The organism is Streptomyces sp. NPDC058459 (assembly GCF_042721685.1).
Classification (GTDB): domain Bacteria; phylum Actinomycetota; class Actinomycetes; order Streptomycetales; family Streptomycetaceae; genus Streptomyces.
Map to the genome: position 1 here is coordinate 1 of NZ_JBHXLV010000199.1, position 11879 is coordinate 11879.

The window sequence follows — 11879 nt, forward strand, 5'->3', positions numbered from 1 at the left end:
AACGAGTCCTGGGCGCCTTCGTCGGCAGCAGCCTGCTGGTGTACACGGTGGAGGACGGCCGGGCGCACGTCCTGGGTGCCAGAGGAGTGGAGAAGAGGCTGCTCGACCTCGTGGACGGCCGGGTGCTGGAGCAGCGTGATCCGGTCAGGGAAGTGGTAGCCACCGGCCGGCCGGTGTTCGTGGACTCGCGGCCGCAGCATCTGCTGAGGTACCCGCACCTCGCCGAGATCACGAAGGCCAGTGGGATGAACGCCGCGATCTACCTGCCGCTGACGGCCTCCGGGCACACGTTCGGTGTCTGCCTCGTCGCTTTCGAGGACCCCCACACCACCCTCAGCAGTGAGGACAGCACCCTGATGAGCGCGTACAGCGCGCTCGTCGCGCACGCGCTGGAACGCGCTCGGCTCCACGACGCGGAGCACCGGCGCTCCCACGAACTGCAGAGCAGCCTGCTTCCCAAAGCCCTGCCGCATATCGCCGAGTGCAGTACAGCGGCGCGCTATCTCTCCGCCGGGCGGGACATGGAGGTGGGCGGGGACTGGTACGACGTCATCCCCCTGTCCGGCTGCCGGGTCGCCTTCGTCATCGGTGACGTCGTCGGCCACGGACTGGCGGAGGCCGCCACCATGGGGCGGCTCCGCACGGCCGTGCGCACCCTGGCCGGCTTCGAACTGCCTCCCGACGAGATCATGAGCCACCTGAACGACACGATCGGCGAGCTGGGCCCCGACTCGTACGCCACCTGCCTGTACGCGCTGTACGACTCCACCGACGGACGGTGCTCCATCGTCAGCGCGGGACATCCACCGCCGGCGATCGTCCACCCGGACGGCTCGGTCCGCTTCCTGGACCTCATCCCGGACCCACCGCTGGGGGCCGCGGAACCGCCCCTGAGCACCACCGAGTTCCTCGTGCCGGAGGAGAGCCTCCTGGTCCTCTACACGGACGGGCTGGTCGAGTCCTCACAACGCACCCTCGACCAGGGCCTGTCCGAACTCGAACGGCTGCTCAGCACCGCCCGGCGGACCGATCTCGACCGGCTGTGCGACCGCATCGTGGCGGACCTCCTGCCGCCGGAGCAGCCCACCGCGGACGACAGCGCGCTCCTGATCGCACAGGTTCACGTCCTCCCCGCCGACCGGATCGCGTCGTGGACGCTGCCCGACGAACCCCAGGCCGCCGGCCAGGCGCGTCGTCACATCCGCCGGCAGCTGGGCGAGTGGGGCCTCGATGAGCTGTCGTCCACGACGGAGCTGCTGGCCAGCGAGCTGGTGGGCAATGTGGTCCGGTACGCGACGGGTCCCATAAGCCTGCGGATGCTGCACGGCGAGGACCTGATCTGCGAGGTGTCCGACGGCAGCTTGACCATGCCGCGCATCCGCCAGGCGTCCGAGACCGATGAAGGCGGCCGCGGACTGCAACTCGTCGCGGCCCTGTCCGAGAAGTGGGGCACTCGCTACACGGTGTCCGGCAAATGGATCTGGACCGCCCAACCGCTCGGGGGCACCGAGGGACCGGAGGGACCCTGGACCGCCTTCGACCCGGACACGATCGCCCCGCTCTGACCCGCCCCACCCCGCCCCACCCCACTCTGCCCCACCCCACTCCGATGACCCCTCGCACCTCCGGACGGCCCCTGGCCTCCACCATCCGCACGGGGCCCCGCGCCCCGCAGCCTGTCCGTCGCTACGGGTCGCCGTTGAGCAGCGCCCGGAAGGGAGGTCGCGCACGGTTTCCAGCGCAGTGCGCCCGGTGCCGGGGTGGCCGAGGCCGCCGGGACCGCCGTCAGCGTACGTGCGGCGGCGGAGGGCGTGACGGCGGAGGAGAGTATCGGGCGCGTGTGATGTCCTTCGGTGGGGCAGGGCGGCGGCAGACCGCCGACCGGTCCCGGCCGCACGGTGGTGCCGCGCACATCGGCCCGGGGACCGGGCCGCCCTGCGACTCCGGTCGAAGGAGTGTTCCGCGACCTGGGTCGGAGGTCCCCCTCCTCAGGGACCGCTGGCCACAGGGCGCCTTACTGGGATCATGGAAGGATGGGGAAGACGCCGGCGACCATGGACGACCCACCACCCCACCGGGGACATCGGCATGCGTGGCGCCTTCTGGTGGCCGCGGCGCTGGGCGGTCTCTACTGGTTCCTGACCGCGACCCAGCTGCCGGACAGGTATGTGTCCGACGGCGCCTACTGGTTCGTCGTCGGTGACCCTCTGGTGGCAGGCGGCTGCCTGGCGCTCCTCGTCCGGCGGCGACGCTTTCCGCTGCCGGTGGCCCTGGCGGTCGTCGCCGCGTCGGCGGTGTCGGTGCTGGCCTCCGGTGCCGCGCTTCTGGCCCTCGCCTCGGTCGCCGCGCTCCGCCGGCCCTGGTGGACGGGGAGCGTCACCGTCGTGTACCTGGCGGCCGCCCAGGTCACCGCGTCGCTGTACCCGGTGCGCGGCGAGTCTCCGTCGCCCTGGCTGTCGCTTGCGTTCACCGTGCTGAGTGCGGGCATCTCGGTGGCCGTCGGTGTGGCGGCCGGTGCCCGCCGCGCCGAGACGCACTCGCTGCGGGAACGAGCCCGGAGCGCGGAACGCGAGCAGGCCGCCCGGACGGCGCAGGCCCGCGCCGAGGAGCGCAACCGGATCGCCCGCGACATGCATGACGTCGTCGCGCACCGGATCTCCCGGGTCGCCCTCCAGGCCGGGGTGCTGGACCATCGCGGCGACCTCACCGCCGAGGACAGCCGCATGCTCGTCCGTGGCATCGTGACCAGCTCGCACCAGGCCCTGGAGGAGCTTCGAGACGTCCTCGGAGTGCTCCGCTCCGACCCTGACCGACCAGAGCCCGAGCCGCCCTCCCTGCACCGAATCCCGGAACTCGTAGCCGAGGCGCAGGCAGCCGGCCTCGACGTGCGGCTCACTTCGAGGGTGTCGGGCAGCCCACCCGACGGTGCCGACCGCGCCTGCTACCACGTTGTCCAGGAAGGGCTGGTCAACGCCGCCAAGCACGCCCCCGGCTCCGTCGTCCGCGTCACGGTGCGGGGCGCTCCGGGCGACGGACTGACCATCGAGATCCGCAACTCCGCAGCCGTGGCCGGCGGGCATGCCGGGCTGCCGAGTTCCGGCTTCGGGCTCCTCGGGCTCACCGAGCGTGTCACCCTGGAGGGCGGCGATCTCGAACAGCGCCCCACAGCCGACGGCGGCCACCTTCTCACCGCACGGCTACCCTGGCCGGACCAGCAGCCCGGGAGGGCCTGAAGTGAACAGCCACGGGCAGCCCGCCGAGCCGATCCGAGTCCTGATCGTCGACGACGACCAACTGGTCCGCCTGGCACTGCGCCTGGTCATCGAGGCCGAACCGGACCTGATCGTCGTAGCCGAGGCCGCCGACGGAGACGGCGCGCTCGCCGCCGTGGACGACCATCATCCGGACGTCGTCCTGATGGACGTCCGCATGCCGGGACGCGACGGCGTCAGCACCACCCGCGACGTTCTCACCCGCCCGTCTCCGCCTCGCGTCCTCATGCTCACCACCTTCGACTCCGACGACCTGGTGCTCGGCGCGCTGCGCGCCGGAGCCCTCGGGTTCGTCGTCAAGGACACGCCTCCCCCACGCCTCCTGGAAGCGGTGCGCACGGTGGCGCAGGGCGACCCCGCCCTGTCTCCGACAGTCGCGGCCCGTGTGATCGCCGCGGCGACCGGCCCGCACTCCTCCGCCGTACGCGACTCCGCCCGCGAGGCCGCGCGCCGCCGCCTCGCCTCTCTCACCGAACGTGAACACGCCATCGCTCAGGCCATCGCCGACGGCCTCGACAACCCGTCCATCGCCGCCCGCCTGCACATCAAGGTCTCTACCGTGAAGGCCCACACCACCAGCCTCTACACCAAGCTGGACGTGACGAACCGTGTCCAGATCGCCCTGATGGTCCGAGACGCGCAGGGGTGACCGAGCCCCGCCGCCGCATCCGTCGCCGCCCGCGACGCGACCGCTTCGGCGCCCGACGGCCAGGGCCGCCGTAGTGGTCCTCGCGTCTACGGGGATGGCCCCGGCCCCGTCGTCAGCACCAAGCAGCGAAGCCCTGGTGTTCGCCGTCCGCGAGGGGACGGTTCCCGATCTCGGCGGGCGGGTACCCGGCGACATCACGCAGCAACTGGTAAGCCTCACCGATCGCCAAGTGAGCCGCAGTGGACTCTTGAGGCGCCGGTGGATACTGCTGGCACGGCGTCTCCGACCGGCCGACTTCCTCCCCGCCGGGTTAGGGGTGATCCGCCAGACCCTGCGTCGCCGGGGCATCCGGGCGGTGGTTCCGGAGAGGGGTGACCGGAAGGCCAACCGCCTACGGCGCGGCTGGGCCGGCGGCAGGCCGCCTGCCTTCGACCGCGAGCTCTACGAAGCGCGCAACGTCGTCGAACGCTGCTTCAGCCGCCTCAAGCAGTTCCGCGCCATCGCGACACGGTTCGACGACATGCTGTTGCTGAACCTCAACGGCAAGGGCAAGACGGAGATTCTCATTCGCGTCGAGGACCGCCACATCTTCATCGGCGAGTGCAAGTTCTGCAAGGGTCCCAAGACCATCCGACGCGGCAACCCGACAGAGATCATCGCCAAGTCCCTGGGAAAGATCCGTTCTCACCCGAGCTTCAAGCGCGAGGGCACCCGCAGCGATGAGTTCGGAGTGGGCTATCACTCCAAGGAGTGATAGCCGCTAGCCTCGCCCGCACCCTCATCTGCTACCGCAGACTCGCCAAATGAGATGGCTTCTAAGGGTGGCCAGCGGTGGTACGGGGCAACGCCGGGCAAGCCACTGCCGAGTTCCCGGCGAGGGCGGCGGACAGCCACGCGGTGCTCTACGCCGCCGGGCTGCGTCATCATGTGAGGGCGGCCGCAACCAAAGCGGCGGCCCGTGCTACCAGCGCATTGTCCGTAGGCCCCTGCGGATCGTACTTCGTCGACAGGATCGATAGCACGATCGGTGCTCCCTCGGGTGGCCGGACTACACCCACATCATTGGCAACGCCGTATCGCGAGCCGCCACCCGTCTTGTCTGCCAGGACCCAGTCTTGCGGCAGGCCGGCGCGAAAGCGCTCGGTGTTGGTGGTGTTCGCCACCAACCAGCCGCTGAGCCTCTTCCTGTCGCAGGGAGAAAGCGCGCGGCTCAGCAGGAGCTGGCCGTATGTCGTGCCGATGGCCCGAGGGCTCGTGGTGTCCTCCATCCGCCAGGGCTCCGAGCTGTTCAGATCGGGCTCCCAGCGGTCGAGACGGGTGACGTGATCCCCCAGGCTACGGCAGAATCGAGTGATGGCAGTGGGTCCTCCCAGCTCCTTCAGCAACAGGTTACCGGCGCCGTTATCACTTTGACTCACGGTTGCGGCGCACAGTTCGGCGCCGGTCAGCCCATTGGCGATGTTCTCCGGTTTACCCGTTATCGGGATGTAGCCGGCTGCCTCGACGTATTCGGCGCTATAGCGGATACGTCGATTGAGAAACTCACCGTGCCGGTCAACGTCACGCAGAACTGCGGCTGCGGCCAAGCCCTTGAACACCGAACAAATCGCGAAACGCTCGTCGGCGCGGTGCGTCACTGTCGCGCCCGTACCCGCATGCCGTGCGAAAACGCCCAAGCGTGCTGCGTACTGCTCCTCAAGGGCGCGAAGTTGCCGGGCGAGTGTTCCGCCTGGCGTCGCAATGTGCGTCTTGGCGAACGCGGGGGGCACCACCGTAGCGAGTGCGGCACCTGTGCCCAGGGCCAGCACTGTGCGACGGGAGGATGCTGCTCTGATTGCGGTGATGCGACGCAAGGTCTGTCTCACTCTCAGGAGTTGTAGTCTCAGGATGACTGAGGTGCCGTCAGGAGCCAGGTGGAATGGCCCCGGTGTGCTACCGGACGGGGGCTCAAGTTTCGAAATTTCGTCCGGGTAGCTGATCAACAGGCCCGTACGCAGCGATCGCAAGGTGAGATGGCAACGCCTTCCACGATGTGCGTTCCCCGGGCAGATTCCGAATGGGCGTTTACCAGCATATGGTCACGACCTGCCTTTGCAAGTGACAAACGTCATCGAGTCAGCGACTGGCCGATGGAGGCGCCCACTCAGAGGGCGCTGCGTCGACAAGCGGATAAGGGCGCCGACGTCACGTCATGCACACGCTCGAGTCGCTCTACGAAGATGACGCGGCCACCCTGTTCTGACGCCAGCTGCTGCGGGCCAGGTCAGTCCCGTGTATTTCTTCTGGGTAGCGATGGCCATGGCACGCACCCGTTTCTCCGCACGACTGGTTCTCCCGCATCCCCGTAGCCAACTGCGGGGACTGGGTGATGGTCGAGGGCTGCTCGTGAGAGCTGTCCAGATGCGGTTTCTGGCCGGGCGGCGGCGAGGAGGCCGCCTTCTGCGCCAACGCCTACCCGGCGCCCGTTCCGGATTAAACTCACGTGTCGGCTACGGGGCATCCGCATGAAACTCGGAAGGCGAACTGAACTTGGCAGCGCAGCTTCCTGCCCTGCGAGCGATTCGCTAATTGTCCACATCGACGGGCCCGTGAATGAGGCGCAGCTGATTGCGATCGCACAGTCCCCCTAGCCTCCGGCCCGCCGCCAGTTGATCTTCTGACATTTGTCATACGGCGAGATGACATGTGTCATAAATACTCATGACAACTCACACTACCGTGGTGGCAACCGTAGAGCAATGCTCTACTTATGAATCAGGAAGTAATCACGGCCCGGGAATTGCGGAGAACCTATGCCGGAGGGTACGAGGCGGTGCGTGGCGTCTCCTTTTCCGTTGGACGTGGTGAGCTGTTCGCGCTACTCGGGACAAATGGAGCAGGCAAGACCTCAACAGTCGAACTGCTCGAGGGGCTCGCCCGCCCGGCCGGCGGCTCGGTGCGAGTGCTTGGCCACAACCCGTTCACCGAGCGTGCGGCCGTGCGCCCGCGCATCGGAGTGATGCTGCAGGAAGGCGGCTTCCCTTCGGACCTGACCGTCGCCGAGACCGTGCAGATGTGGGAGGGCGTCACCTCCGGCGCGCGGCCCGTCGGAGAATCGCTGGACCAAGTCGGGCTTTCCCACCGGGCAAAGGTGCGGGTGAAGTCGCTGTCCGGGGGCGAGAAGCGTCGGCTGGACCTCGCGCTCGCCCTCCTCGGCAACCCCGAGGTCCTCTTCCTCGACGAGCCGACAACGGGCCTCGACGCCGAAGGACGGCACAGCACGTGGGAGTTGGTCCGCGCCCTCCGCGACAGCGGAACGACGGTGCTGCTGACCACCCACTACCTCGCCGAGGCTGAAGACCTGGCCGACCGGCTCGCCATCATGCACGGCGGTCGGATCGCGGCGGAAGGTCGTCTCGCCGATGTCGTGGCTGCGGAACCGTCACAGATCTCATTCGAACTGCCCACCGGATACCACTTGGGTGATCTTCCGCCCCTCCCTTCGCTGAAAGTGACTGGCCACGAGACCGCGGGCCACCTCGTCCGACTATGGACGAACGATCTCCAGCAGACGACGACGCGGCTGCTGGTGTGGGCCGAGGCAGCCCATCTGGAGCTGAGCCGATTGGACGTCCGGTCTGCCTCCCTTGAGGAGGCCTTCTTGCGTATCGCCCAGCGAGCTAAGGACGACGAGGGCACGACGGACCAGGCCGACGACCAAAACCGCCGGCCAATGGAGCTGCGGAGCGCGAAGCAGGTCGGGAGGGGGGCAGCGGCATGAGCATGACCGGAACATATCCGCGCAAGCATGACGCACTCCGGCCAGCGCGGCGCAGTACGACGGCGTACGGCCGGATTTCCGCGATCGGCCGGACCGAACTGACCCTCTTGATGCGAAACAAGAGTGCCGTTTTCATCGCGCTTTTCATGCCCGTGCTATTGACTTTCAGCTTCAGAGCGGCGGCCGAGGAATTCGACTTGGCTGGCACGGGGCTCGACGTGACATCGGTGCTGCTGCCCAGCGCTATCGGCTTCGTCCTGCTCTTCGCCGTTTACAACAACCTCACCACGGCCTTCGTAGCCCGACGCGAGGAACTGGTTCTGAAAAGGCTGCGCACCGGCGAGCTGAGCGACAACGAGATCCTCCTCGGCACCGCTACACCGATGCTGTTCACCGGGCTGGTGCAGATGGCGCTGCTGGGAGTCGGCGGAACTCTTGCTCTGGATGCCGGCGCACCATCGCACTTCTGGTGGCTGATCGCGGGCGTACTCACCGGGCTGGTTATCGCGGCGGGCCTCGCAGCACTCACCGCATCTTACTCGCGCACCGTTGAAACAGCCGGCATCACCGTCCTTCCCCTGATGCTCGTCTCTGCATTCGGATCCGGCATGCTCGTGCCCACGGAGCTGTTGCCGGATGCGGTCGTACCGTTCCTGGAGTTCTTCCCTCTGTCTCCCGTCGTCGCGCTGATCCGAGAGGGCTGGACCGGCAGGACAGACACCACCGAGATGCTGCTCCAGCTTCTTGGCGCCATCGCATGGTCGGCCGTCGCAGTCGTCGCGACACGACGGATATTCCGTTGGGAGCCCCGCAGGTGAGACGGTCAGAACATTGACCCTTCGACACGCTGGGAAGCTCACTGAGCGTGGCCCTGGCGAGATGCTTGGAGCCGTGAAGGGGTGGCGACGGCGAACGAAGATCGAGAAGGTCGACTTCTACACCCGCGGAACCCTTCACGTGATGTCCTGCCTGATGCTCTTGGTGTGGGTCTGTGTGCCCATCCTCCTTGCTGTGCCGGCCGAGCCCTTGCCTCTGGTCATTGCCGCACTGGTCATGGTTCTCGCAGCAGGGCTGGCCTACAGCGGTGTGAGTGCGGTCCGACAGGCACTGGACTATTACATGCACCGAAGGCCGGCTCCCTGGACAAACCTGGCATGGTGCGGAGGGCTGGTGATGCTCCTCATGGCAGCTGTCGCGGGCTTCGAAGCGACCGCGAGACTGTCAGACCAGGCAGCGCACACAGCCTTGCTGTTCGCCCCCGTCCCGTTCGCCGTCCCACTCGCCATGGTGGTCTCAGTGCGGGTCTTCATCGCCGTGAGCGGAGTGGCGGTACTTATGGGCACGGCATTCCTGGCGGCGACGGGTGAGCGGGGCATGGGCCTTGCAGTGGCACCTCCGATCGTGTTGATGGGCCTTCTGTTTTCGGCATCCGTCGGGCGGCCTAGCGCCTGGTCGCTCTCACTCATATGGGAGCTGAAGCGGAGCAAGGATACCGAAGCGCGGCTGGCAGTGGCCGAGGAGAGATTGCGTTTCGGACGCGATCTGCACGACGTGATGGGAAGGAATCTCGCGTTGATAGCGCTCAAGAGTGAGCTCGCCCTGCAGATGGTGCGGCGCGGCCGGCCGGAGGCCGTGGACCAGATGGTTGAGGTGCAGCGCCTGGCTCAAGACGCCCAGAGAGACGTACGAGAGGTGGTCCGCGGGTCCCGGAAGGCAGATTTGCGGGTCGAACTCTCAGGCGCGGTGAGCGTGCTCGAATCGGCGGGCGTCCGCTGCTTCGTTGCCGGTGCGGACCGACTGGAGCTGCCAACCGCCGTCCATGCGGCCCTGGGGTGGGTGGTGCGCGAAGCGACGACCAACGTGCTGAGGCACGGCGACGCCAAGTGGTGCTCCATCGCCATTTCGGTCACTCCGGTGGATTTTCGCGGGCAAGAGCGAGTGGTGCTCACCGTCGAGAACAACGGGGCCTCCGAGGAGTTGGCGGGTGCAGACGGTTGGGGACTGGCAGGCTTGCGCGAACGGCTGGCCGCATTGGACGGCACCCTGGAGGCGCGGCACGGGGAACGAGGAATCTTCAGGCTGACGGCGACGGTGCCGGTGCCGGTGGAAGTGGCGACGGCATGAGGGGGGAACGCGATGCCATCCGGGACACACAGCCTGCGGCTGACCCTCCGCGGCCTGTACCGCCGGCGGAGGACAGGCAACTGACTCTTGGGACCATGGCCGCACTACTGTCCCTGGAGGATGCCCTGATGGTCGTCGCCGGGTTGAGCGGGCAACTGTCCGCTCAACATGAAGCACATCAGGAGAAGTCCCGGAAGCTGGCCGCGTCCGGCACGGAGGCATCGGAACCTCTGGAAGAGGTGGACGAGTGAGCGGAAAGGGCCAGGAGACCGGGAACAGATCGGCGGCGGGTGTACCGGCGCTACGGGTGCTGCTCGCCGACGACGAACATTTGATCCGCGGCGCGATGACCGCGCTCCTCTCCCTGGAGAACGACCTGACAGTAGTGGCCGAGGCGGCCGCCGGTCCCGAGGCGTTGGCAATGGCTCTGGCGCACCGACCCGATGTCGCCGTCCTCGATTTGCAGATGCCTGGCGCGGACGGTGTGAGCGTAGCTGAATCGTTGCGGGCCCAACTGCCGGAGTGCGTCATCCTGATTGTGACAAGCCATGGCCTACCGGGGCACCTCAAACGCGCCCTTTCCGTGGGGGTACGCGGTTTCGTGCCGAAGACCGTAAGTGCCCAGCGACTGGCCGAGATCATCCGCACGGTTCACGCCGGGAGTCGTTACGTGGACCCGGGGTTGGCCGCCGATGCCATCGCCGCCGGCGACTCTCCACTCATCGCACGGGAGGCGGAGATACTGGACATGGCCGCAGACGGCGCGCCTGTCTTGGAGATCGCCGAGCGGGCCGGCCTCTCGCAGGGCACCGTGCGCAACTACCTCTCCTCAGCAGCCATCAAACTTGGGGCGGACAACCGACACGCAGCGGTCTATATCGCACGTGAGCGTGGCTGGCTGTAGCTGCAGAAATCCGGAGTGCCCTTGCCTCTTTTCGAGCAAATCCGCACCGTCCTCCACCAGTGGACACGCGCCTGGAACGAGCACAATCCCCGCGGTGATCGGAGCAATGAGGCGAATTGCGCGATGGGCCATAGGCGATAGGCTCACCGTGTCGATGCTGGCGGAATATGGGCTATCCGGCACAGGGAAGAGCCGGGGCCATCAAGCAATCAGCAAGGCGGAGAGCAGCAAGCAGAGGCCGAGCGCGCTCACAGTGGGCGGAATTCACCACCAGGGGGTATCGTCGATCAGTCACTCTCGCACGCATCGTCTGCAAGCGTCTCGCATACCACAGAGCGGGGGTGAGCCTTTCACTTGCTGTTTCTACGCTGAGATTATAGGCGTGAGGCTTCCAAATAAGGCATGGACGCGCGTCGATGCTCCAGGCGCATCTGGTTACCTCCGACACGCGACTGGTCAATCAGACTGCGTCTCGAGGTGCCGGAGAACTTTGGCCGAAATTCCAGCCATTGCAGCGACCTCATCCTCCGTAAGGACGTCGAAGAAGAGTCGCTGGATATGCACGACGTGTTGAGGTGCGGCGTTCTCGATCGCCTGGTAACCGGTCGGGGTAGCAACCACAAACGCCCCCCGCCCGTCTTCGGGACAGTCCTCCTTGGCTACGAGCCCGCGCTTCACCATGCGACCGATTTGGTGGGACATGCGACTCTTCTCCCATTCGACCGAATTCGTCAGGTCCATGAAGCGCATCTGCCCACCGACGGCCGAGAGCTTGGCTAGCACGATGAAGTCGGAGGCCGAGATACGAGAGTCAGCTTGGATCCGTCGAGAGAGCCGCCCGATGAGCTTCTCCTGCATACGGATGAAACCGTCCCAGGCAGCCTGCTGCTCCTGGGTCAGCCGGTGAGGTGATGCGTTCATGAGACGAGCCTAACGAGGTTTTCGGCAGCTCATCCATAGCTCCAACGCGACTGTCGGCGAAGGTCATACCCATTTTGCGGCTCCAGGAGGTGCCGTTGGCCTCCTTCACCACCAGTCGGTGTGGCGACTGTCTCACAGAAGAGGGGGCAGCCTGGTGAGCCGCCCATGAAGCCCCCATCCGAGCGGAAGGACAACACGATACAACCAGCGGGCCAGAGGCGGCCCTCCTCACCCGGGTCGGTGAGGAGG

10 protein-coding genes and 1 pseudogene are annotated in these 11879 nt (G+C 66.9%); 9 read left to right on the forward strand and 2 right to left on the reverse strand.

Going from position 1 to position 11879, the window contains the following annotated elements; translation table 11 throughout:
* From ACFWN1_RS26950 to ACFWN1_RS26965, 4 genes and pseudogenes are all read left to right on the forward strand, one after another.
* A partial coding sequence (locus ACFWN1_RS26950; protein ID WP_384367128.1) for a SpoIIE family protein phosphatase occupies positions 1-1565 on the forward strand: 1565 nt, incomplete at its 5' end.
* A gap of 468 nt (positions 1566-2033) precedes the next feature.
* Positions 2034-3233, forward strand: a complete 1200-nt coding sequence (locus ACFWN1_RS26955) for a sensor histidine kinase (RefSeq protein WP_384367131.1) — start codon at positions 2034-2036, stop codon at positions 3231-3233.
* A gap of 1 nt (position 3234) precedes the next feature.
* Complete coding sequence (locus tag ACFWN1_RS26960) at positions 3235-3921, forward strand: response regulator (protein WP_384367134.1); 687 nt, start codon at positions 3235-3237, stop codon at positions 3919-3921.
* Positions 3922-4240: 319 nt separating this feature from the next.
* Positions 4241-4444 (forward strand): annotated as a pseudogene (locus tag ACFWN1_RS26965) (IS5/IS1182 family transposase); the annotation flags it as partial.
* A 400-nt stretch (positions 4445-4844) separates the two neighbouring features.
* Here the strand turns inward: ACFWN1_RS26965 and bla are convergent.
* Positions 4845-5774, reverse strand: a complete 930-nt coding sequence (bla, locus tag ACFWN1_RS26970) for a class A beta-lactamase (protein WP_384367155.1) — start codon at positions 5772-5774, stop codon at positions 4845-4847.
* Positions 5775-6670: 896 nt separating this feature from the next.
* On the opposite strand from bla, the gene ACFWN1_RS26975 reads away from it, so the two are divergent.
* From ACFWN1_RS26975 to ACFWN1_RS26995, 5 genes are all read left to right on the forward strand, one after another.
* Positions 6671-7681 (forward strand): ABC transporter ATP-binding protein, encoded by a 1011-nt coding sequence (locus tag ACFWN1_RS26975; protein WP_384367137.1) that lies wholly within the window; start codon positions 6671-6673, stop codon positions 7679-7681.
* Positions 7678-8499, forward strand: a complete 822-nt coding sequence (locus ACFWN1_RS26980) for an ABC transporter permease (RefSeq protein ID WP_384367140.1) — start codon at positions 7678-7680, stop codon at positions 8497-8499. Before ACFWN1_RS26975 ends, ACFWN1_RS26980 begins: the two co-directional genes overlap by 4 nt.
* 73 nt (positions 8500-8572) lie before the next feature.
* Positions 8573-9805, forward strand: a complete 1233-nt coding sequence (locus ACFWN1_RS26985) for a sensor histidine kinase (protein WP_384367143.1) — start codon at positions 8573-8575, stop codon at positions 9803-9805.
* Positions 9806-9900: 95 nt separating this feature from the next.
* On the forward strand, positions 9901-10056 hold the full coding sequence (locus ACFWN1_RS26990) for a hypothetical protein (protein ID WP_384367146.1): 156 nt from the start codon (positions 9901-9903) through the stop codon (positions 10054-10056).
* Positions 10057-10112: 56 nt separating this feature from the next.
* Positions 10113-10709 (forward strand): response regulator, encoded by a 597-nt coding sequence (locus tag ACFWN1_RS26995; protein WP_384367149.1) that lies wholly within the window; start codon positions 10113-10115, stop codon positions 10707-10709.
* Positions 10710-11165: 456 nt separating this feature from the next.
* Here the strand turns inward: ACFWN1_RS26995 and ACFWN1_RS27000 are convergent, their stop codons facing one another.
* Positions 11166-11630: a MarR family winged helix-turn-helix transcriptional regulator gene (locus ACFWN1_RS27000; protein ID WP_384367152.1), complete on the reverse strand. Its 465-nt coding sequence runs from the start codon at positions 11628-11630 to the stop codon at positions 11166-11168.
* Positions 11631-11879 lie beyond the last annotated feature (249 nt).